Below are 19,876 nucleotides of genomic sequence, written 5' to 3' on the forward strand. Positions count from 1 at the left end.
GTGTAGGTAGGGCGTTTTGTAAGGAGGCATCAAAGTGAGCGACGTCCGTACAAAAAATATAAAATTTTAAAGGGGGAAGCTTTAATATGTTTCAACAACTAAAAAAACGTATTAAAAATGAAAAAGGTTTAACGTTAGTCGAGCTGTTAGCGGTAATTGTTATTTTGGGGATTATTGCAGCGATTGCAGTGCCGGCCATTGGGAATATTATTCAAAATTCAAGAGAAAGAGCAGTTTTGTCTGAGGCAATAAATATAATTTCAGGTGCCAAAATTGCGCATATGAATGGTGATTGTACTCAAGCCAATAATACTTGTGATAAAGCGGCCTTAACTCCTTATGTAGAAGGAGTTACATTACCGGATGGAACTCAGGTAGTTTATACTCCCGCCTCAGGAACTACTGAAGCTGCATGGACAATCACATATTCAAAACTAACTAGTGATATTAAAAGTACTTCTAAATATCATGTGGGTTCTCCTGTTACTGAAAAAGTAATTAAGGGTAAAATAGATTAGTAGCCATTCATCGAACACCCAATCACGATTGGGTGTTCCATTGAGTGACTAACGAGTTCACTATATAGAGAGAGTAATTGAAAAAAAGGGGGCCCTGCTATGTTCAAAGTGAAGAAAAAATCACATGTTAGCATTGAGTTGAACGATTATGTGTTGCGGGCTCTTGTATCGAAAGGGCCGAATTTAGTACAGCCGCAATGCTATGAAATCCCATTGCCACAAGGGCTTATGCAGGACGCGATGTTAGAGGATGAAATGGCTTTATATGAAATTGTAAAAGAATATGCACCTAAATGGGGGGGCAAACATCAAAATGTTCGTTTTTTTGTACCGGATACTTCCGTTCTATTAAAAGCAATTGAGCATCCCACCGATGTAGAATCAAAGGATTTGCGCAGTTATGTGGAAATGGAGATTGGGCATTCGATTCATTTGCCGTTCCAAGAGCCGTTAGTCGATGTGTATGACCCGGTACCTAGTGACGGCAAAGCGGTTATCTTTGCAGCGCCACCAGAAGAGGTCCGTAAATGGATGGGGATTTTACTCGACAATCATTTAAAACCGCAAGTTGCGGACATTCGAGCATTAGCCAACCTACGCTTACTTGAACATTTAGACATGGTGAATGCGGATCGAACGTACTTAATTGCGGACTGGTCCATTAATGAGGTGTCCATCTGTATATATTCAGCAGGGAATGTGGAGTTTTTACGTTTCCAATCGATTGATACCGATTTAACGAAGTGGCAACATCGTGTGGTTGATGAAGCAAATGTAGAATTTAGCTATGATGGTGATATTCAAGATTACCGGATGATTATTACGGACCAAGTGTTAGAGCTGGACCGGATGATGAACTTCTTTCGATTCTCCTTACATAAAGGGGAAAAATCGGTAGATGAAATTATGATTTTAGGCGACAACCCATTATTAACGACGATTTCTGAATTTTTATCAGAAAACTTTACAACGCCGATTCAAGTGATTAACGATGCGATCATTGAAAAGAAATTTCCAGGCTTCAAAGCGAAGCATGCCTCTTTACTCGGCTTAGCGTTAAAGGAGGTTAAAGGATGATTCCAGATATTAACCTCTTACCGAAAGTCGATCAAGATGATGGTAGCCCCAAGACCATTTTTATTTTAATCGGTATTATCACGCTTCTGTTGTTAGCTGTTATGTCATGGCTTTATTTTTCTGCTCGTGTAGATGTCGTCAGCCTCGAAGCAGAAGAACAATCATTACAAGTAGAGCGTGATGCGTTGCAAGTGGAGCTCACGAATTTACAAGGAGCCAATCAAGGCTCACTGGAGGAATCGGTAGCCTTTGCGGAGCTTGTGTCATATGATGTATCACCATTAATTGATACGACTAAAGCTTTACTGCCATCGAATACATATTTGCGTAATTATACGTTTGAGCAATCGATTGTGTCGATTGATATTGATTTTGAGACGTTAAATATGATTTCAGCATATGTAGAACGATTGGAGCAAAATCCGTACTTTTTAGATGTACAAGTAGATTCTATTGCAAACTTTGATGTAAATCCAACGAGTGAAGAAGAGGCTGAGGTTGACCGTTTTACGGAAGTGCCTCGTTATTCAGCAACAGTTGTGTTACAGATTAATGATTTGTATTTAGCTACTGGAGGTGTAAATTAATGCAACTTTCAAGTGGCAAAAATTCTGAAGTGCTTCTTCTTTCAGCACTCGTATTAGCTTTATTGTTTGCTGTTTATTATTATGTGGTGAAACCGAAGCAAGAGGAGGCTACTAATCTAGAGAGTTCGGTTAGTAGCTTGAATAGTGAGATCACGTCGATTCAAGACCAGATTACCTTACTAAAAGAAGAGCAATCTAGTGACATTCCAAATGAATTTGCCTTGCGTAAAAAAGTGCCAGCTAGTCGAGAAATTGATCGGATTTTATTAAATATTGAAGAGGTAGAATACGTATCAGGCTCAACAGTGTTAGGGATAAAGTTTAATAATTATGATTCGCTTGTATCGGAATCAACCTTAACCGATCCAAATGCTACAGAGGAAACGACAGAGGAAACAGCACAAGGCGAAGTTGCGGAGACTGAACAAAACCCGGTGTCAACGATTGCGACAGCAAATGTACCGACTAATTTGAAATTAGTGACATTTGAAGTGGACGTAGCATCCCCAAACTTTGAAAAATTACAGTTATTTATTAAAGAAATTGAGCGATTAGAACGGGTGATGCACATTGATAAAATTGATTACCAACTACCTGGTGAAGAAGAGTTATTTGCAGAGGATCGTTCAGAAGTCGCAGCAGCAATCATTCAAATCACAACATTTTATTACGAATAAGGGGCCGAAGTATGGACATGATGTATACGATTGTATTCGGGATATTTGGTCTCGTATTCGGTTCGTTTTATAATGTGGTAGGTTTACGGGTGCCAAAAGGGGAATCGATTGTGACCCCGCCTTCCCATTGTACAAACTGTAGCAAAAGGTTAACGGCATTGGAGCTAATTCCTGTGCTGTCCTATGTCATGCAGGGAGGGAAGTGCCGCGGGTGTGGGGTCAAAGTGTCACTGATCTACCTATTAACGGAGCTAGTGACGGCGGTCCTTTTTGCGCTGAGCTATATGGTGTTTGGCTTAAGTGCGGAGCTTTTTGTGGCGTTGCTGTTTGTTTCATTACTCGTCATTATTAATGTTTCGGATATCGCGTACATGCTGATTCCGAATAAAATCTTATTATTTTTCTTCCCATTTTTAGTGATAGGACGTATTTTATCTCCGCTTGAGCCGTGGTGGGATAGCTTGCTTGGGGCTAGTGTTGGGTTTAGTATATTGCTACTCATAGCGGTTGTCTCAAAAGGTGGTATGGGGGGCGGCGATATTAAGCTGTTCTTTTTAATTGGTCTAGTGCTCGGTACCGTCAATGCGCTGTTAACCTTGTTTTTAGCATCTGTTATTGGGATGGTAATCGGGGGAGTTGTATTAAAAGTGCGCGGCCAAGGAAGGAAAACGCCTGTACCGTTTGGACCATCGATTGCGATTGGTGCGCTGATTACTTATTTTTATGGTGCACAGCTGATCGAATGGTATTGGCAATTATTTTAAATGAAACAAGGTGAATTCTACGGAATTTGCCTTTTTTTCTGTGGATTAGGCAAGTAAAATTGAAAATAAAGCAAGTACACCGCTGACTTCATAATAGATGGTGTTTGGCTAGTAGGATTTTTGCTTCGATCAACTTAGGGGGGATTTAGATGAAACCGATTATTGGTGTGACCATGCATTCATCAGAAAGAAAATTTGAAATTAATGAGACGTATATTCAAGCGGTTTTACAGGCAGGGGGCATTCCGCTTTGCTTCCCGCATATTACAACGGGGGTTGAGGAATTTATTTCCAAAATAGACGGGTTACTTTTAATTGGGGGACATGATATTCATCCGAAATTTTTTGGAGAAGATCCGATTCCGATGCAAGGGATGGTCATTGAACAACGCGACGAAAGTGATTTTCAAGTGTTACAGGCCGCATTAAAGCGCGACTTACCTGTTTTTGCCGTTTGTCGCGGCCATCAAGTGTTGAATGTGGCGTTTGGTGGCTCGCTGTATCAAGACATTCCGTCACAAGTAAATGGCGCTATACAACATGCCCAAAAATCAGCACGTCATGAAAAGATTCACCGTGTCGTCGTACAAGAGGGAACAAAGCTATGTGAGTTAATTGGCAGTGAAGTGTGGACGAATTCCTTCCATCATCAAGCGATTAAAGAAGTAGGGGACGGCTTAATGGTGACGGCGTCTACGAGTGATGGCATGATTGAAGCGATTGAACATCCAGATTATACATTTTGTTTAGGGGTGCAGTGGCATCCAGAAGAGCTAGCTATGAAACAAGATGATGCATCGCTTACTTTATTTCAAGCGTTTGTGGATGCGTGTCAAAAATAAAAAACGGTGTAGGCGAAGTGTGACTTTGCCTACACATTTTTATTAATGAATATTTCGGTATAACCCAACGACTTTCCCTAAAATCTTCACTTGGTCTACTAAAATCGGATCCATTGAAGAGTTTTCAGGTTGTAAGCGGAAATGTGTTTTTTCCTTATAAAAGCGCTTCACTGTTGCTTCATCATCTTCGGTCATCGCGACGACAATATCCCCGTTGTTTGCTGTAGATTGTTGTTTGACGATGACGTAATCCCCATCTAAAATGCCTGCTTCAATCATCGACTCGCCCATAATTTCCAGCATGAAAATTTGATCCTCACTTGTGCCATATGTGTTTGGAAGTGGGAAATATTCCTCTGTATTTTCAATGGCCGTAATCGGTAGCCCGGCTGTTACTTTGCCGATTAAAGGAACATGGATAACGTCTACTTTAGTTGTAAGTGTATCTTCTTGATTTAATACTTCAATAGCACGTGGCTTCGTAGGGTCCCGACGAATTAACCCCTTGCTTTCAAGACGAGCTAAATGACCATGCACGGTTGAACTAGAAGCAAGCCCGACAGCTTCCCCTATTTCACGAACGGACGGTGGATAGCCTTTAGAACGTACTTCTTCTTTGATGAATGCTAAAATTGCTTCTTGTCGTTTAGATACTTTTGTCATGTTTTTTCACCTCTCTGTAAGAGTTCTTCCTTATTATTTACACTCAGTATAACATATACGAACAGAAAAGCAAACGTGAGTTCGAAAAAATATTGACAAAAAACGAACAGCTGTATTAAAATGAGAACATACATTCCGAACAAGCATTCGAGGGGGATTTGTGGATGAATTGGTTAAAGAAAAATAACTATGTAGCGCTACTTTTAGGGGTTACAGTAGCATTTGTGACATACTTATACATAACAGATGAAAAAATTGAGCACTACGAACAGATTACAGTGCAGCATGGCGATACTTTATGGTCGTTAGCCGATGAATATCGTGGTAAAATGTCTACGCAAGACTGGGTTTCTTTTGTACAAAAGGAGAATTATTTATTTAATCAACTGCTAACGGCAGGTCAAACGATTACAATTCCTGTTGAAAAAGACTCCGTATATGTTGTTAGACTGTCAACACAAGAAGAAACTGATTCCATTAAAGTAGCGAGTGAACAACGATGACCCAACAAAAACAAGCTGTCGTTTATTGCCGTGTAAGCACAGTGAAAGAAACACAAGAAACATCTTTAGTCAGGCAGCGTGAAGAATTAACACGTTACGCCCAGCAGTTACAGTTTAAGGTAGCAGCTGTTTTCGAAGATCAACAAAGCGGTTATGATGTCGACCGAGACGGCTTACTTGAAATGCTCGATTTCATGAAAGCGAAACGTATTCAAACGCTTTTCATTCAGGATGAAACCCGGTTAGGGCGTGGCAATGCGCGAATGGCCGTGTTGCATTTACTGTTAAAGCAAGAGGTAACGGTTTATTCCTTGAATGAAGCGGGACCACTCTCATTAAATGAGATGGATACGATGCTGTTAGAAATATTAGCGATTGTAGAAGAATATCAGCGGAAATTGCATAATGCTAAAATCCGACGAGGCATGAGGCGCGCTGTAGAAAATGGCTATCGTCCTGAGTTAAATTTAACAGAGCGCGGCAACTTAGAGGGGCGTGAACGAATTGAAGTCCCGATTGAAGAAATCGTGAAGCTTCGAGACAGAGGCATGACATTTAAAGAAATTGCTAGTACATTACAAGGACTAGGATTTCAAGTAAGTAAAGCGACGATAAATCGCCGCTACATCGAATATACTGAGCAACAAGAACAATCAACAGAGTCACCAGAATAAGTTCTGGTGCTCTTTTTTTATGGTAAAAGTGTAAGATGGAAATTTGTCGAAATAGCCAGAATAAAGCACAATCACTTGCACTTCCGCTTATTTTTTCATACCTTTGTAATAGTTAGTGTAGAAAGGTGAGACATGTATGCTATCAAAAGAAAAAATTGCTCGTATTAATGAGCTATCTAAAAAGAAAAAAGCGGGAACATTAACAGAAGCGGAAGCAAAAGAGCAATCACAGTTACGAAAAGAATACTTAGACACATTCCGCAACACAATGCGCGACACAATTGAAAATGTAAAAATCGTGGACGCAGCAGGAAATGATGTAACGCCTGAAAAAGTGAAGCAAGCACAAGAGAAAAAGTTCTTAAATTAATTAAATGTTGCACTGATGTAATGATGTGTCACATTTAACAAAAAAGTATAACATATTTACTTGAAAAGCATTGTTTTATTTAACAAATATGACTAAACTATATAAGAACAATATTCGTGCGAGAAAGGATGTCATAATATGACACAACATATGGATCAGTTAGCGATTAACGCTATCCGAACATTATCAATTGATGCAATTGAAAAAGCCAACTCTGGTCACCCAGGCTTACCAATGGGGGCAGCTCCAATGGCGTATACATTATGGACAAAGCAATTACGCCACAACCCACAAAATCCTAAATGGTTTAACCGCGACCGTTTCGTATTATCAGCAGGTCACGGCTCAATGCTGTTATACAGCTTACTGCACTTAGGTGGTTATGGGTTAGACATGGAAGAAATCAAAAACTTCCGTCAATGGGATTCAAAAACACCAGGTCACCCAGAGTATGGTCATACGGTAGGGGTAGAAGCAACAACTGGTCCACTTGGTCAAGGCATTGCGATGACAGTCGGTATGGCAATGGCTGAACGTCATCTTGCTGCTACTTACAATAAACCAGGTTATGAAATCGTAGACCACTATACAGTTGCATTATGTGGCGATGGCGACTTAATGGAAGGCGTTGCGGCAGAGGCGATTTCATTAGCAGGTCACTTACAACTGGAAAAACTAATTGTCCTATACGATTCAAATGATATTTCATTAGACGGAGATTTAGGCAAATCATTTTCTGAAAATGTTAAAAAGCGTTTTGAATCATACGGCTGGAACTACTTACGAGTAGATGATGGCAACGATGTTGAAGCAATCAACAATGCGATTGAACAAGCGAAAAAGAACACGGGTGGTCCGACATTAATTGAAGTGAAAACAGTGATTGGTTTCGGTTCGCCAAATAAATCAGGGAAAGCGGATTCTCACGGTGCGCCACTTGGAACAGATGAAGTGGTCTTAACAAAAGAAGCGTACAGCTGGGCACATGAGCCATTCCAAATTCCACAAGACGTGTACGATACATTTAAAGCAGCTGCAGAAGTACAAGGTGTACAAGCAGAAGCAGCTTGGAATGAAACATTTGAAAGCTACAAAGCACAATTCCCAGAATTAGCAGCGCAGTTTGAAAATGCAATGAACGGTGAAATTCCAGCGGACTACGATGCAGAAATTCCTGTATATGAAGTAGGTAAATCTGTTGCAACACGTTCATCTTCAGGAGATGCGATCAACGCGCTTGCGAAAAAAGTACCTTCATTCTTTGGTGGTTCAGCGGACTTAGCGGGATCAAACAAAACAACAATGAAGGGTGCAGGCGACTTCTCAGCGGAGAACTATGCTGGCCGTAATATTTGGTTCGGTGTACGTGAATTTGCGATGGGTGCTGCACTAAACGGTATGGCTTTACACGGCGGCGTAAACGTATTCGGTGGTACATTCTTCGTGTTCTCGGATTATGTACGTCCAGCTGTTCGTTTATCTGCATTAATGGGCTTACCAGTAACGTATGTATTCACGCACGATTCAATCGCTGTTGGTGAAGATGGTCCAACACACGAGCCAATCGAGCACTTAGCGTCATTACGTGCAATGCCAAACCTTTCTGTCATTCGTCCAGCCGATGCAAACGAATCAGCGGAAGCGTGGAAGGTAGCATTAACAAGCGAGTCTACACCGACTGTTTTAGTATTATCTCGTCAAAACTTACCGGTTCTTGATGCACCAATCGAAACAGTACGTGAAGGTGTACAAAAAGGTGCTTATGTCCTTTCACCAGCTACAAAAGAAACACCAGATGCGATTTTAATCGCAACGGGCTCAGAGGTTTCATTAGCGGTAGAAGCGCAGAAAGCATTATTAGCAGATGGTATCGATGCGTCTGTCGTATCTATGCCTTCAGTAGACCGCTTTGAAAAGCAATCAGCAGATTATAAAGAATCCGTTCTTCCAAAAGCAGTGACAAAACGTCTTGCAATTGAAATGGGCGCGTCTTTAGGCTGGCACAAATATACAGGCTTTGACGGCGATGTATTAGCCATCGACCAATTCGGTGCATCAGCGCCAGGCGAGTTAGTGATGGAGAAATACGGTTTCACAGTGGAAAACGTAGTAGCAAAAGTAAAAGCACTATAATTCAAGAAAGTATAACAGCTTCTCTTGAATCATGAATAACCGTAGTAGCAAACGTAAAAAGAGAGGTAGTGTTATGCTACCTCTCTTTTGGCTTTTTCGACATGGAAACGAAAATCGAGATTAGATTTGTGATACATATGGCGATAAAAATAGTTGTATCAGAAGAATTGCCGTTCAGTACGAATGCATCAATCATGATGCTGGCACTATACAACAATTGCCCCGCAATGATACTAGAAAAAGCTGCATATAACACTGTAATCCAAGTCGGAATGATTTTTGCAATGACGACGGCTAAAAAAATGATGCTGAAAATAAATATTGTTCGGAAAATAGGTTGTAATACCGTAAATGTATGATCGATTGTAAAATCTGTATATGTAAAATCCATATTGTTTGCCTCCCTTTTCTAAATTTTACCTTATTATGAATAGGGATGCTATGATGAACTAGGAAGTTCAGAATATGGAAAAAAGCGATAAATCATATATTTCTAAGGCTTGTACAATGAATTCTATAGCAACACTTTTAGAATTAGTGTATAATCCTCTTTGGAGAGTTTTCTCGGGATTTCGTATAGTGGAGGAGGTTGGATTCGAATGATGCCAATATGGTTAGGAGTATTACTTATCATTGTCGCTTTAATCGGGGGCGCAGCTATCGGTTTTTACGCAGCCCGTCAATATATGATGAAGTATTTAAAAGAAAATCCACCAATTAATGAACAAATGATTCGTGTGATGATGGCACAAATGGGACGTAAACCATCTGAAAAGCAAGTGCGCCAAATGATGTCTCAAATGAACAAGTTCCAAGATAAATAATGTATGAAAGAGTGTAGACGTTAAATCTGCACTCTTTTTTCATGCCGTTTTTTAATAGGTCATTTACATTTTACTACTTAACTCATAATGAGCAAATTTATAAACATATATTACCGATTTGGTAACCGTTGATTTCCGCTCCATTCGGCTCGCTTTCCACGGGCATGGCCTCAGCCTCCTCGTCGCTCGTACCTCGCTCCTGCGGGGGCTTCAGCTCATGCTTTTCCCGTAGGAGTCTCGCCGATTCCGCTTCAATCAACTGGCAAGTCATTTTTGATTACGTTTTGCTAAAAAACAAGCTTCTATAAAGGAATATTTTGTTAATCAACACACCTGGCTAAAAATAAAGAAAGATGCTCATTCATTACGGTAGAGACTAGGTAATTACACTTGCAAATAGAAAGAAAATGATTTCTTTTATATAGTCGGTTTTTAAAATTTAGAGTTAAAAAAGTAGGCTAATTTAACAAAGGTAGCGCATTCACCTATTTCAAATACTCTTTCTGACTCTAAAAACAATTGCCTTCTATATAGATAAGAGAAATATTTTTCTAGCATATAGAGAAGTATTCACTTTTGCCGTAGCGCGCCATAGCCACAGGAGCCGTAACAGGAGATCCAAACAGGCCACGCCTGTTTTAGCTCCTGTGTAGGCTGTGGCAAAGCGCGGAGGCTATGATATAAACCTTTCACTATTTAAATGGTATTTTTAGGATGAATTTTTGCTCATTTAGAGTACTTAATGAAAATTTTCTGAAATTTATATTGCTTTTTTGAATTCTATGTAATAATATAAAACATATAAACTAACTAGGTTTTAATAACAGGGGGAAAAGACATTGAAAAAATTATTACTATCGTTAGGGTTAACATCATTGTTACTTGCAGCTTGTGGAAATAGTGATGATCAAACGACAACCGAGGAAGCAACAAATAAGTTAGAGCAAATTCAAGAAGCAGGTACTATTAATATTGGTTTAGAGGGGACATTCCCACCATTTAGTTACCATGATGAAGCAGGCGTATTAACTGGTTTTGAATATGAGATTGCTGCTCAAATTGCTGAGGATTTAGGTGTAGAGGCGAATTATGTGGAGACGAAATGGGATTCATTAATCGCAGGGCTAGATACAGATAAATACGATTTTGTCATTAACAATATTTCCATTACAGATGAGCGTAAAGAAAAGTATGATTTTACAATCCCGTATATGGAATCTGTCGCGGTTTTAGCAGTACATAGTGATAATACAGAAATTCAACAAATTGAAGACTTAAAGGGTAAAAAAGCAGCGCAAACAATTACAAGTAACTTTGCAAAAGATGCAGAATCACTTGGTGCGGAAATTGTCGCTGTAACGGACTTAACGAGTTCGATTCAGTTAGTAGAGCAAGGGCGTGCTGATGGGACAATCCATGATCGTGTAACATTTTTAACATATATGAAAGAACAACCAGATTCAAAATTAAAAATTGTTGAAGGCTCTACAAGTTCTTCGGATATTGCGCTTATTTTAAATAAAGAGAACGAAGAATTCCGTGAAAAGTTAAATGAAATCATTAAAACACGTAGTGAAGATGGCACATTTGCAGCCATTTCAGAAAAGTACTTTGGTGACAATGTGATTACAAATAATTAATCAAAATGGGACCATCCATTCGTCGTGAGATGGTCCTATCATTTTACTAGGAGGGAGTGTTAACGGATGAGCAGAGAAATGGAAATATTAGTTGACTCGATTTGGCCCATTTTAAAGGCGGGTATAGTCGTGACGATTCCGTTATCGCTACTATCATTTGCGATTGCATTAGTCATTGCGGTCATGACGGCACTAGCAAAGTTATCGCATATCGCTATTTTACGCTATATTTTTAGTGTTTACGTTTGGATTTTCCGTGGTACACCATTATTAGTACAGCTATTCATCGTGTTTTTTGGTTTGCCGAGTATAGGCTTTTCATTAGATGCATGGACAGCCGCTGTTATTACATTTTCGCTAAACACAGGTGCATATGCCTCTGAATCGATTCGTGCATCTATTTTAGCTATTCCAAAAGGGCAATGGGAAGCAGCGGAATCGCTTGGAATGACGTATTGGCAAGTGCTAAGACGTGTCATTGCCCCGCAAACGATGCGTATTTCGTTACCACCTGTCACGAATGATTTTATTGATTTAGTAAAAGGTACATCACTTGTAGCAAGTATTACATTAGCCGATATGTTTATGATTGGACAGCAAATTACGGCACGTACATATGAACCGTTATTAATTTATTCACTTGTAGCAGTCATCTATTTACTATTCATTACGGTATTAACCTTTATTCAAGGGAAGCTTGAAAAATATGCTTCGAAATATATTTAAGAAGGGGGAGTGGACCTTATCGTACAGTTTTCACACATGTCTAAATTTTTTGGCGAACATGAGGCTTTAAAGGATATTAACATCACGTTTAATAAAGGGGAGACAACCGTTATTTTAGGTCCTTCCGGCTCAGGTAAATCCACGCTTTTACGTTGTATTAATCTGCTTGAAACGCCTGAGCGTGGCACACTTCAAATTGATGCTATTCATATTGATTTATCAAAAGTCATATCGAAAAAAAATCGGCTAGCCATCAGACAAAGTACAGCCATGGTATTTCAAAGCTTTAATTTGTTTCCACATATGAAAGTACTTGAAAATGTGATTGAGGGACCGATAACTGTATTAAAGAAAGATAAGAAATTAATCATTGAAAAGGGAAAATTACTGCTTTCGAAAGTGGGGCTTTCGCATAAGATGGATAGCTATCCATCTCAATTATCTGGTGGTCAGCAGCAGCGTGTAGCAATCGCGCGTGCATTAGCAATGGAGCCTACGTTTTTGCTATTTGATGAGCCGACAAGCGCACTCGATCCAGAATTAGAAGGTGAGGTACTCAAGGTTTTAAAAGATTTATCAGAAGAAGGTAAGTCGATGATTATCGTTACGCATAATCTAAATTTTGCCAAAGAAGTAGCTGATCGTGTATTATTTCTAGAAGATGGACAGATTTTGTTTGACGGTGAGACGAAAATGTTTTTTGATAATAAAGAAAACAATCGCATTCAATCGTTTATTCAGTCGATGCAGTTTATTTAGGAGGATATGAAAATGGGAAAAGAAAAAACAAATGTAGAAAGCTTTGATTTAGATCATACAAAAGTAGCGGCACCGTATGTACGCTTAGCGGGTAAAAAACAAGGTGTATATGGCGATGTTGTGGTGAAATATGATATTCGCTTTAAACAGCCAAATAAGGCACATATGGAAATGCCAGCACTTCACTCTTTAGAGCATTTAATGGCAGATCGTATTCGTAATCATACAAATCATGTTATTGATTTATCACCAATGGGCTGTCAAACAGGCTTTTATTTATCTGTCATTAACCATGATAATTATGACGGCATTTTAGACGTGCTAGAGAAAACATTAAAAGAGGTATTGGCGGCGGATGCAGTGCCAGCTTGTAATGAAGTACAATGCGGTTGGGCGGCTAGCCATAGTTTAGAAGGAGCGCAACGCTTAGCAAAAGAATTTTTAGATAAACGTGCGGAATGGCATATGGTATTTGCATAGTAAATGATAAAAAAGAAAAGTCGAGTCGTGAGGGAGAAGCTTACCACTCGACTTTTTATGATGTGTAAAGTAGTGTATGTGGTACATATTGATCTAAAAATTCACGTACCGTTGCTTCATATTTTATCGGGTCCTCATTAAAGGCTTGTGCATGATCGCCTTTTTCAAATAATCGCAACATCTTCGGTCCTTCCTTTGCTTTATATAAGTCAATGGTCATGGCGCACGGGATAAATGTATCGTGTAAATTATGAATAAATAACACAGGTTTTTCGATATTTTTTACGGCATCTTTTGGGACGATGTTTTTTGTCCAATAGCCGTCCCGCAAGCGCATAAACAAATCTGTCAGGTGTACCGCCCATTTTAACTCAATGGAAATCGAGCTTTTGACAATGGCGTATAGCAATTGTTTAAAGTCAGAAAATGCGCAATCTGAAATATAAAAGTCAGCTTGATCTTCAATGATGCCTGCATACAATAGCGTTGTGGCAGCACCCATTGATTCGCCGTGAATACCAAGCGTTGCTTCTTCGCCGATGAGCCCGCGAATGAAATGGACGACCGCTTGTAAATCTATTTTTTCGTAGTAGCCGTAGCTTGTCGTTTTGCCCCCTGAATCCCCGTGGCGTCTATGGTCATAAACGACTGTATTGAAGCCGAGCCGCTCGAACATCCGCGCATACTTTGTCGAGTTCAACTTATTTTCGGTGACACCATGACAAATAATCATCGTGTTTTTCGTTGCAAGTGGCTTAAAGAAATAGCCTTTTATATCGTAACCATTTGGTGAGGCAATCGAGAGTTCTACTTTTGTGACGCTATTAAACCAAGCTTCGTCAAAACGTTGCGCTTTTGTTTCACGTTCTAAAATAAAGTCATGATCCTTTTGTTTAATGTACATCAGTTTATTGGAAAGGATAATGCCGGATATCGTCGTTACTGTCGCGACAATACTAGATATAAATAGTGCTTTCTTCCTCATTCTTTTTCACCTCTCTCTATATTATGTGAAGGATTATAAATTCCTCTACATTTGTCGTGAAAAAAATATCGAATTTCTCGCTATCTCGAAAACATAAGAATGAGTTGGTAAAGTGAGTAGGAGGACCTTATAGAGATAACGGTAAAATTTTAGGTCGATGATGCTTCAAACGGCGAAAAATGCTATAATTTAGTGGAAAGTGTATAAAGAAGGTGAATGGCATTGGCAAAAAATAAAGGACAAAAGCAAGCAGGCCAACCGAAACAAGAAAAAGAAAGCTTAACATTAGCAGATCAGCTTGGTGGGGATGTGCTTGCAAAACTAAAAGAGGCAAAACAATCGCTTGCAGCGGAAGAGCAAAAGAAGGAAGAAGAACGTACAGCACGTCTAGCCTTTGAACGAAAGCAACGCGAGAAAAATATGAGCTTTGAAGAGTTATTTGAAAAGTATGGCGATCAAGGTTCAAAGTATTAACAGCTAGGCATGGGAAAGGATCTCATGCCTTTTTTGGAGGGAACAATTTGCACACATTTAATCCAAGACAGTTAGTACCAGGTTTTTATCATACATGGCCGTTTACATTACATATTGAATTTGATGATATGTATACGCAAATCGATCAAATCATCGAGCAAATTTTTCATGACAAAGATGAGTTAATCGTTGTAGTCAACACATTTCCGTCATATCGAAAAAGGCAACAAAGTCCACGGCTGCTTGAACGGTTTTTAAAAAATAAAGCGTTAAAATATACGATGACGACAAATGAAACGGAATTTACATTCGATGAGGAACAATACATAGCGGTGCAATTTCAACTGACATGTCAAGTGAAGGATATATATTTAAGAAAATTATTGTATGCCTGTGCTCATGCAGATTACCGGATACATCCGTATTTTAAAAGAGGGGCAGCCTATTTCTCACCAGATGTGTTTATTTACAATGTGACAAAGGAAACGGTACTTCATGTGTATGATGATCGTGGTTGTGAGCTTATGTTTCAGTATGAAGAAATGACCGCGCTAGAGTAAAACGAGTTCCCTCTAAAATGAGGAAACTCGTTTTGTTATGCTAAGGATTATTTTAGCTAAGGCGACAAAGACGATAGCTCCTACTGTATCAATCATCACATCGTCAAATAGCCCTGTACGACCAGGAAGGAAGCTTTGACGAATTTCATCGATCGAAGCAATGAAGAAAATTGAAAGGATTGCGAATAGTGTAGGGAATCGCCAGTTTAATTTGCGATACAGTAAGAAAAATAGAACGCCAATAATCCCGTATCCTGCAAAATGGGTTGCTTTTCGAATAAGAAATTCAATAAAGTAAACATAACCGCGCGTTTCTACAGAAATGGGTCTATTCCAATACGTAATTTCAATATGACTTAATTGCTCCTTAAATGGTTCATCTGCTAAGATTTCTCTCAATTCTGGTACGATTGTTTGTTGTTCATATGTCATATTGGACATAATGCCAACGATAGTTAAAGCGAGTACAACAAGGAAAATATATTTTTTCATCGGTGATCTGTATAGAAATGTTGCTTTACAATGGCCATGGCTTTGGATAAGTCATCCATTGTTTGCGCTTCCTTATAGGCTGCAACCGACTGAAGTAGCTGTTCTTTCGTTCGTGCACCGATGACGGTAGAAGCGATTGTACTAAAATGTAAATTAAATGCGAATGCAAGTGCGTGGATGTTGTTGTACTCATATTCTAATTGTTCAAGCACTTGCTGTAATTGTTGTTCATGAAAATCCATATACGGTGTTAGTCGTTGGCGCCATTCGGCTGTTAATAATCCTTTTGCAATGGAACCGCGTGTCACAACCGATGCACCAGCGTTGTGAATCGTTTCAAACCATTCTTCAGGACGGCGGTCTAGTAAGCTAAATTGCATCATATTGCTCACCGCATGACTGTTTTGCAAAAATGGCACAAAGACATTCGGACGAATAGAGGAAATACCATATTCCCGAATAAGCCCTTCTTTTTTTAATGCCTCAAATGTTTCAATAATTTCTTCCCACGGATCATCCATTGTACCACCGTGCAGTTGGTATACATCAATATAGTCGGTTTTTAGACGACGTAAACTGTCCTTTAAGCCGTTTTTAATATGTGCGGGTGACGGATCCCATGTCCAACGATCTGTTCCTTCCTCCCAGCGATTACCGACTTTTGTGGCTAGTATAATGTCTTGGCGAACGGGCTGTAACACGGTCCCGACGATTTCTTCATTCATGCCTTTATCATAAAGGTCAGCTGTGTCAAAATAATTCATGCCTACCTCAAGCGCGGCTTCGATAATGGGACGTGCCTCATCTATCGTTAGTGGTAGTGACATACAGCCTAAACTTATCTCTGATACTTCAAGCGGACTATTTCCTAATGTTCTTTTTTTCATTTCGTTTGCCCCCTCAATGACTTGTTCGTTCTTTTTATTTGCTACACGCAACATATCATTTGAGTCCGTTTTAGTCGAGATGTGCCTTTGTTAATGTTACAATGAAATCAATGAAAACGACAAGTGGGGGCACATAAATGAAAAAGTTTGAAGAAAAAACGATTCATTCACAACCGATTTATCATGGCAAAGTGATTTCCTTAAAAGTAGATGACGTGACATTGCCAAATGGTGAAACGAGTAAGCGTGAGATTGTCAATCATCCAGGAGCAGTAGCGGTGATTGCGATAACGGAGGAAGGAAAATTAGTCGTTGTAGAGCAGTACCGAAAAGCGTTAGAACGTTCGATTATTGAAATTCCAGCAGGGAAATTGGAGCCTGGGGAGCTGCCCGAGGTGACAGCTGTTCGCGAACTAGAAGAAGAGACAGGGTACGGATGCAAGGAACTTACATATTTACAATCATTTGCGACATCTCCTGGATTTGCAGATGAGATTATTCATGTATTTGTCGCACGTGGTTTATATCAAATCGAGAATCGCGCGGCAATGGATGAAGATGAGTTTGTAGAGTTAATGGAGATTACAATCGAAGAGGGCGAGCAAATGGTGGCGAGTCAAAAAATCTTTGATGCTAAAACAGCATTCGCTATTTTATGGTTGAAAATGCAAGCATAATATTTGTCGAATAGAGGCTATTACGATAGGAAATCGCTATATGAATCGTCTAAAAATGTAGAGTATGTTCTCTATAAATGGATAGTCATATCCCCCATATCCGTGCATACAGTGTAGGACAAGGGGGGACGAGATGCGTAAAAGTACGTTATGGCAAAATACAGCAATGATTGCCGTCAGCTTTATAGCAGGCGTTGCATTTTTTCAATTGTTTTCACTTGAGCAAGCGACTCAAGTCATAAATATAATGGACAAGCGAATACTACTGGAGAAAACACCGACGATATGGCAATCCATGTTACCATTAGCCATTACGGTGAGCATTGTGCTACTATTTGCAACACATCCATATTTTTTTGGTCTAGCTAAAATTGCGATTGCCATCAAAACATGCTTTTTTGGCTTTAGTTCCGTGTATTTACTTGCTCAAAAAAATGAGTTACTCGCATATGGCATATGGTGGTTTCCGTTTCAGTTTTTATATATTGTCGTACTTGTTTTACTATGTGAATTTATAGCATCCGCTCCTAAATTCGCAAAAAATAAAGAGCGCTCTTCACTCAGGATTAGCGTGACATTTTTTATACTTATTAGTTTGATATTTTTTGTAGAAATCGTCGTCATTTCGTACGTTTTTAAATGAATCATTATCTTGTAATAAGTTTCGCTCATTTGGTATAATGAAAAGAGTTTAGGAGGGCGTCGCATGGAGAGCCGTATTGATCGAATTAAAAAGCAATTACATAGTGCTAGCTATAAGCTGACGCCACAGCGAGAAGCAACGGTAGCAGTTTTACTCGAGCATGAAGAAGACCATTTGAGCGCAGAAGATGTTTACTTATTAGTAAAAGAGAAAGCTCCAGAGATTGGTTTGGCAACCGTGTATCGTACATTAGAGCTGCTAACAGAGCTGAAGGTTGTCGATAAAATTAATTTTGGTGATGGTGTATCACGCTATGATTTACGTCAAGAAGGCGCGACACACTTCCATCATCATTTAGTTTGTATCGAATGTGGTGCAGTGGATGAAATCCAGGAAGACTTACTGGAAGATGTAGAACAAATTGTAGAAAAACGTTGGAAGTTTATCATCAAAGATCACCGATTAACTTTCCACGGTATTTGTCATCGTTGTCAAGATAACGACGAGGAGTAGTTATAAAAAAGGAACAGCTTGAGGGGGCTGTTCTTTTTTTGTACAACCTCATTAAGCACAAAAGCTTCGGGAATCATAATTTTTCCAAGACCTTGTAGTATAATACATACTACAATTTAGGTGAGTAAAAGCCTTACATATCAAGGGTTGAACCGTCCTTTATATAAGGCTTAGCCCCACTTTTAGCCCCAAAGTGCTTTTATTGGTGCTTTACATTACCTAAACTCGCACTAAAAATTTGCACGGCTTGTTGCTCTAAGTCCTTTAATACATGGCCGTAAACTTTATAAATCATATCAGGAGTATTCCCCAATCGTTCTGCAATCAACTTTACCTCTAATCCACGATTCAATAAAATAGTGGCGTGTGTATGACGTATCGAATGTGTAACAATTTTCGGTATACCAGTTCTTTCAATAATTCGTTTTAAAACATCATTAGAATAGAGCGAACTAATTATCTCCCCGTTACTATGAATAAAAACAAAAGAATCATCCTTTAAGCGTTCTCCAAGCTTGAAGAGTATTTTCTTACACCAATTTTTGTACGTTTCGAGTCGCTCTATAATGTGGGTATCAACTAAGATAGTCCGATAACTGTTTTTGGTTTTAGGCGTGTTCACCTGTTTCTCGTGTCTTGTTCGTTGAATTGTAATGGTGTTGTTGGCAAAATTAATATCCTGCCATTGGAGACCTAGCATTTCGCCTTTTCGGGCGCCTGTGAATGCTAAAACGTGGAACAGTGTACTAGATGTGATGTTTTCATTGTTTTGTACGTCATTTAGCAATAATCTTAGCTCGGCTTCTGTTAAAAACTTTGCGCTATCTTCTTGCTCTAGCTCAGGAAGTATAGCTTTTCTTAATTTGTTACGAATTAACACTTCTTCCTCAACTGCTGCATTAATCGCAATCATAAAAATATTATGAGATAGCTTAATCGTTCCAACACTATATCCAGTACTTTCGAGATCATTAATAAATTCACGTTGATAGGTAGCACGTTCTAACTTCTGCAACTTAAAATTACCGATACGCGGTTTGATACGCTTATCAATAATGTTTTTTCGTTGCGATTTTGTGCCAGGTTTCCACTTCTTCTCATTCATTTCATACCACATGTCTAGCCATTGTGATACAGTAAGGTTATCATTATCTAATTGTTTTGTTTCACCGCGCAGCGTTTGAGCCTTCACTTCCAAAAGGGCTTTAATCGCTGCTTTTTCCGTTTGAAAGCCGCTTTTCTTTTTTTCTTTCCGCTTACCTGTTAAACCATCATAATACTTATGTCGAAACATCCATAATTGCTCATCTTTTGCAGTGAAGTAGTAATACACTTCAGGTTCTTTTTTCGATTTGTATAACTTCATATATGCTCTATTCCTTCCTAGCTTTGCGGCGCTTGATCGAGA

At 39.2% G+C, this 19,876-nt stretch carries 26 protein-coding genes; 20 read left to right on the forward strand and 6 right to left on the reverse strand.

Features of this window, described 5'->3' with window-relative positions; all coding sequences use genetic code 11:
• The first annotated feature begins 86 nt into the window (after positions 1-86).
• The 6 genes from AAGS61_RS01980 (at position 87) to AAGS61_RS02005 (ending at position 4,465) form a co-directional block, all read left to right on the forward strand.
• Positions 87-518: a prepilin-type N-terminal cleavage/methylation domain-containing protein gene (locus AAGS61_RS01980; RefSeq protein ID WP_391366741.1), complete on the forward strand. Its 432-nt coding sequence runs from the start codon at positions 87-89 to the stop codon at positions 516-518.
• A gap of 99 nt (positions 519-617) precedes the next feature.
• A complete protein-coding gene (gene pilM, locus AAGS61_RS01985) occupies positions 618-1,595 on the forward strand; it encodes a type IV pilus biogenesis protein PilM (protein ID WP_391366743.1) in 978 nt (325 codons plus the stop codon).
• The gene (locus tag AAGS61_RS01990) at positions 1,592-2,182 is read left to right on the forward strand and encodes a PilN domain-containing protein (RefSeq protein ID WP_391366745.1); all 591 of its coding nucleotides are present in this window, start codon (positions 1,592-1,594) and stop codon (positions 2,180-2,182) included. Before pilM ends, AAGS61_RS01990 begins: the two co-directional genes overlap by 4 nt.
• Positions 2,182-2,859 carry a potassium transporter gene (locus tag AAGS61_RS01995; RefSeq protein WP_391366747.1) on the forward strand — a complete coding sequence of 226 codons (678 nt, stop codon included), beginning with the start codon at positions 2,182-2,184 and terminating at the stop codon, positions 2,857-2,859. The genes AAGS61_RS01990 and AAGS61_RS01995 overlap by 1 nt, the downstream gene beginning before the upstream one ends.
• A gap of 11 nt (positions 2,860-2,870) precedes the next feature.
• Positions 2,871-3,623 carry a prepilin peptidase gene (locus AAGS61_RS02000; protein ID WP_391366749.1) on the forward strand — a complete coding sequence of 251 codons (753 nt, stop codon included), beginning with the start codon at positions 2,871-2,873 and terminating at the stop codon, positions 3,621-3,623.
• Positions 3,624-3,772: 149 nt separating this feature from the next.
• Positions 3,773-4,465, forward strand: coding sequence for a gamma-glutamyl-gamma-aminobutyrate hydrolase family protein (locus AAGS61_RS02005; protein WP_391366751.1), 693 nt, complete (start codon positions 3,773-3,775; stop codon positions 4,463-4,465).
• A gap of 42 nt (positions 4,466-4,507) precedes the next feature.
• Here AAGS61_RS02005 and lexA read toward each other — a convergent pair whose 3' ends face one another.
• The gene (gene lexA, locus AAGS61_RS02010; RefSeq protein ID WP_391366753.1) at positions 4,508-5,128 is read right to left on the reverse strand and encodes a transcriptional repressor LexA; all 621 of its coding nucleotides are present in this window, start codon (positions 5,126-5,128) and stop codon (positions 4,508-4,510) included.
• 164 nt (positions 5,129-5,292) lie between these two features.
• Between lexA and yneA the strand changes: the two genes are divergently transcribed.
• The 4 genes from yneA to tkt all read left to right on the forward strand — a co-directional run bounded on the left by yneA (position 5,293) and on the right by tkt (position 8,808).
• Positions 5,293-5,631, forward strand: a complete 339-nt coding sequence (yneA, locus tag AAGS61_RS02015) for a cell division suppressor protein YneA (protein WP_391366755.1) — start codon at positions 5,293-5,295, stop codon at positions 5,629-5,631.
• Positions 5,628-6,305, forward strand: a complete 678-nt coding sequence (locus AAGS61_RS02020; RefSeq protein WP_391366757.1) for a YneB family resolvase-like protein — start codon at positions 5,628-5,630, stop codon at positions 6,303-6,305. The genes yneA and AAGS61_RS02020 overlap by 4 nt, the downstream gene beginning before the upstream one ends.
• A gap of 136 nt (positions 6,306-6,441) precedes the next feature.
• Positions 6,442-6,675 carry a DUF896 domain-containing protein gene (locus tag AAGS61_RS02025; RefSeq protein WP_391366759.1) on the forward strand — a complete coding sequence of 78 codons (234 nt, stop codon included), beginning with the start codon at positions 6,442-6,444 and terminating at the stop codon, positions 6,673-6,675.
• A gap of 138 nt (positions 6,676-6,813) precedes the next feature.
• Entirely contained in the window at positions 6,814-8,808 is a 1,995-nt protein-coding gene (gene tkt / locus AAGS61_RS02030; protein WP_391366761.1) for a transketolase, read from the forward strand.
• 76 nt (positions 8,809-8,884) lie between these two features.
• On the opposite strand, the gene AAGS61_RS02035 is transcribed toward tkt, so the two are convergent.
• Complete coding sequence (locus tag AAGS61_RS02035; protein ID WP_391366762.1) at positions 8,885-9,199, reverse strand: hypothetical protein; 315 nt, start codon at positions 9,197-9,199, stop codon at positions 8,885-8,887.
• A gap of 211 nt (positions 9,200-9,410) precedes the next feature.
• Here AAGS61_RS02035 and AAGS61_RS02040 point away from each other — a divergent pair, with 211 nt between their 5' ends.
• The 5 genes from AAGS61_RS02040 to AAGS61_RS02060 all read left to right on the forward strand — a co-directional run bounded on the left by AAGS61_RS02040 (position 9,411) and on the right by AAGS61_RS02060 (position 13,237).
• Positions 9,411-9,632: a YneF family protein gene (locus AAGS61_RS02040; RefSeq protein WP_391367297.1), complete on the forward strand. Its 222-nt coding sequence runs from the start codon at positions 9,411-9,413 to the stop codon at positions 9,630-9,632.
• 839 nt (positions 9,633-10,471) lie between these two features.
• A complete protein-coding gene (locus AAGS61_RS02045; protein ID WP_391366764.1) occupies positions 10,472-11,272 on the forward strand; it encodes a transporter substrate-binding domain-containing protein in 801 nt (266 codons plus the stop codon).
• Positions 11,273-11,338: 66 nt separating this feature from the next.
• On the forward strand, positions 11,339-11,998 hold the full coding sequence (locus tag AAGS61_RS02050; RefSeq protein WP_391366766.1) for an amino acid ABC transporter permease: 660 nt from the start codon (positions 11,339-11,341) through the stop codon (positions 11,996-11,998).
• A gap of 18 nt (positions 11,999-12,016) precedes the next feature.
• Positions 12,017-12,757, forward strand: a complete 741-nt coding sequence (locus AAGS61_RS02055) for an amino acid ABC transporter ATP-binding protein (protein WP_391367300.1) — start codon at positions 12,017-12,019, stop codon at positions 12,755-12,757.
• Positions 12,758-12,769: 12 nt separating this feature from the next.
• Complete coding sequence (locus tag AAGS61_RS02060) at positions 12,770-13,237, forward strand: S-ribosylhomocysteine lyase (protein WP_391366768.1); 468 nt, start codon at positions 12,770-12,772, stop codon at positions 13,235-13,237.
• Positions 13,238-13,292: 55 nt separating this feature from the next.
• Here the strand turns inward: AAGS61_RS02060 and AAGS61_RS02065 are convergent, their stop codons facing one another.
• Entirely contained in the window at positions 13,293-14,222 is a 930-nt protein-coding gene (locus AAGS61_RS02065) for an alpha/beta hydrolase (RefSeq protein ID WP_391366770.1), read from the reverse strand.
• Positions 14,223-14,438: 216 nt separating this feature from the next.
• Here AAGS61_RS02065 and AAGS61_RS02070 point away from each other — a divergent pair, with 216 nt between their 5' ends.
• Complete coding sequence (locus AAGS61_RS02070) at positions 14,439-14,696, forward strand: YqkE family protein (protein ID WP_391366771.1); 258 nt, start codon at positions 14,439-14,441, stop codon at positions 14,694-14,696.
• A gap of 47 nt (positions 14,697-14,743) precedes the next feature.
• Complete coding sequence (locus tag AAGS61_RS02075; protein ID WP_391366773.1) at positions 14,744-15,256, forward strand: DUF3885 domain-containing protein; 513 nt, start codon at positions 14,744-14,746, stop codon at positions 15,254-15,256.
• A 12-nt stretch (positions 15,257-15,268) separates the two neighbouring features.
• Here the strand turns inward: AAGS61_RS02075 and AAGS61_RS02080 are convergent, their stop codons facing one another.
• Entirely contained in the window at positions 15,269-15,748 is a 480-nt protein-coding gene (locus AAGS61_RS02080; RefSeq protein ID WP_391366775.1) for a VanZ family protein, read from the reverse strand.
• Positions 15,745-16,635 (reverse strand): aldo/keto reductase, encoded by an 891-nt coding sequence (locus AAGS61_RS02085; RefSeq protein WP_391366776.1) that lies wholly within the window; start codon positions 16,633-16,635, stop codon positions 15,745-15,747. The genes AAGS61_RS02080 and AAGS61_RS02085 overlap by 4 nt, the downstream gene beginning before the upstream one ends.
• Before the next feature lie 137 nt (positions 16,636-16,772).
• On the opposite strand from AAGS61_RS02085, the gene AAGS61_RS02090 reads away from it, so the two are divergent.
• From AAGS61_RS02090 to AAGS61_RS02100, 3 genes are all read left to right on the forward strand, one after another.
• Positions 16,773-17,312 (forward strand): NUDIX domain-containing protein, encoded by a 540-nt coding sequence (locus AAGS61_RS02090; RefSeq protein WP_391366778.1) that lies wholly within the window; start codon positions 16,773-16,775, stop codon positions 17,310-17,312.
• 133 nt (positions 17,313-17,445) lie between these two features.
• Positions 17,446-17,955 (forward strand): hypothetical protein, encoded by a 510-nt coding sequence (locus tag AAGS61_RS02095; RefSeq protein ID WP_391366780.1) that lies wholly within the window; start codon positions 17,446-17,448, stop codon positions 17,953-17,955.
• A 63-nt stretch (positions 17,956-18,018) separates the two neighbouring features.
• The gene (locus AAGS61_RS02100) at positions 18,019-18,468 is read left to right on the forward strand and encodes a Fur family transcriptional regulator (RefSeq protein WP_391366781.1); all 450 of its coding nucleotides are present in this window, start codon (positions 18,019-18,021) and stop codon (positions 18,466-18,468) included.
• Positions 18,469-18,667: 199 nt separating this feature from the next.
• On the opposite strand, the gene AAGS61_RS02105 is transcribed toward AAGS61_RS02100, so the two are convergent.
• Positions 18,668-19,834: a tyrosine-type recombinase/integrase gene (locus AAGS61_RS02105; RefSeq protein ID WP_391366783.1), complete on the reverse strand. Its 1,167-nt coding sequence runs from the start codon at positions 19,832-19,834 to the stop codon at positions 18,668-18,670.
• Positions 19,835-19,876: the final 42 nt, after the last annotated feature.

Origin of the sequence: Lysinibacillus sp. KU-BSD001, assembly GCF_042920265.1 — a bacterium.
In the GTDB taxonomy this organism is placed as follows: Bacteria; Bacillota; Bacilli; order Bacillales_A; family Planococcaceae; genus Lysinibacillus_B.

Excerpts from the sequence above, each read along its gene's own strand:
- AAGS61_RS02085 (WP_391366776.1), bottom strand. The coding sequence starts at position 16,635 with ATGAAAAAAAGAACATTAGGAAATAGTCCGCTTGAAGTATCAGAGATA.
- AAGS61_RS02005 (WP_391366751.1), top strand. The coding sequence starts at position 3,773 with ATGAAACCGATTATTGGTGTGACCATGCATTCATCAGAAAGAAAATTT.
- AAGS61_RS02095 (WP_391366780.1), top strand. The coding sequence starts at position 17,446 with ATGCGTAAAAGTACGTTATGGCAAAATACAGCAATGATTGCCGTCAGC.
- AAGS61_RS02050 (WP_391366766.1), top strand. The coding sequence starts at position 11,339 with ATGAGCAGAGAAATGGAAATATTAGTTGACTCGATTTGGCCCATTTTA.
- AAGS61_RS02025 (WP_391366759.1), top strand. The coding sequence starts at position 6,442 with ATGCTATCAAAAGAAAAAATTGCTCGTATTAATGAGCTATCTAAAAAG.
- AAGS61_RS02065 (WP_391366770.1), bottom strand. The coding sequence starts at position 14,222 with ATGAGGAAGAAAGCACTATTTATATCTAGTATTGTCGCGACAGTAACG.
- yneA (WP_391366755.1), top strand. The coding sequence starts at position 5,293 with ATGAATTGGTTAAAGAAAAATAACTATGTAGCGCTACTTTTAGGGGTT.
- AAGS61_RS02090 (WP_391366778.1), top strand. The coding sequence starts at position 16,773 with ATGAAAAAGTTTGAAGAAAAAACGATTCATTCACAACCGATTTATCAT.
- AAGS61_RS02100 (WP_391366781.1), top strand. The coding sequence starts at position 18,019 with ATGGAGAGCCGTATTGATCGAATTAAAAAGCAATTACATAGTGCTAGC.
- AAGS61_RS02070 (WP_391366771.1), top strand. The coding sequence starts at position 14,439 with ATGGCATTGGCAAAAAATAAAGGACAAAAGCAAGCAGGCCAACCGAAA.
- AAGS61_RS02080 (WP_391366775.1), bottom strand. The coding sequence starts at position 15,748 with ATGAAAAAATATATTTTCCTTGTTGTACTCGCTTTAACTATCGTTGGC.
- lexA (WP_391366753.1), bottom strand. The coding sequence starts at position 5,128 with ATGACAAAAGTATCTAAACGACAAGAAGCAATTTTAGCATTCATCAAA.
- AAGS61_RS01990 (WP_391366745.1), top strand. The coding sequence starts at position 1,592 with ATGATTCCAGATATTAACCTCTTACCGAAAGTCGATCAAGATGATGGT.
- tkt (WP_391366761.1), top strand. The coding sequence starts at position 6,814 with ATGACACAACATATGGATCAGTTAGCGATTAACGCTATCCGAACATTA.
- AAGS61_RS02020 (WP_391366757.1), top strand. The coding sequence starts at position 5,628 with ATGACCCAACAAAAACAAGCTGTCGTTTATTGCCGTGTAAGCACAGTG.
- AAGS61_RS01980 (WP_391366741.1), top strand. The coding sequence starts at position 87 with ATGTTTCAACAACTAAAAAAACGTATTAAAAATGAAAAAGGTTTAACG.
- AAGS61_RS02105 (WP_391366783.1), bottom strand. The coding sequence starts at position 19,834 with ATGAAGTTATACAAATCGAAAAAAGAACCTGAAGTGTATTACTACTTC.
- pilM (WP_391366743.1), top strand. The coding sequence starts at position 618 with ATGTTCAAAGTGAAGAAAAAATCACATGTTAGCATTGAGTTGAACGAT.
- AAGS61_RS02000 (WP_391366749.1), top strand. The coding sequence starts at position 2,871 with ATGGACATGATGTATACGATTGTATTCGGGATATTTGGTCTCGTATTC.
- AAGS61_RS01995 (WP_391366747.1), top strand. The coding sequence starts at position 2,182 with ATGCAACTTTCAAGTGGCAAAAATTCTGAAGTGCTTCTTCTTTCAGCA.
- AAGS61_RS02040 (WP_391367297.1), top strand. The coding sequence starts at position 9,411 with ATGCCAATATGGTTAGGAGTATTACTTATCATTGTCGCTTTAATCGGG.
- AAGS61_RS02060 (WP_391366768.1), top strand. The coding sequence starts at position 12,770 with ATGGGAAAAGAAAAAACAAATGTAGAAAGCTTTGATTTAGATCATACA.
- AAGS61_RS02035 (WP_391366762.1), bottom strand. The coding sequence starts at position 9,199 with ATGGATTTTACATATACAGATTTTACAATCGATCATACATTTACGGTA.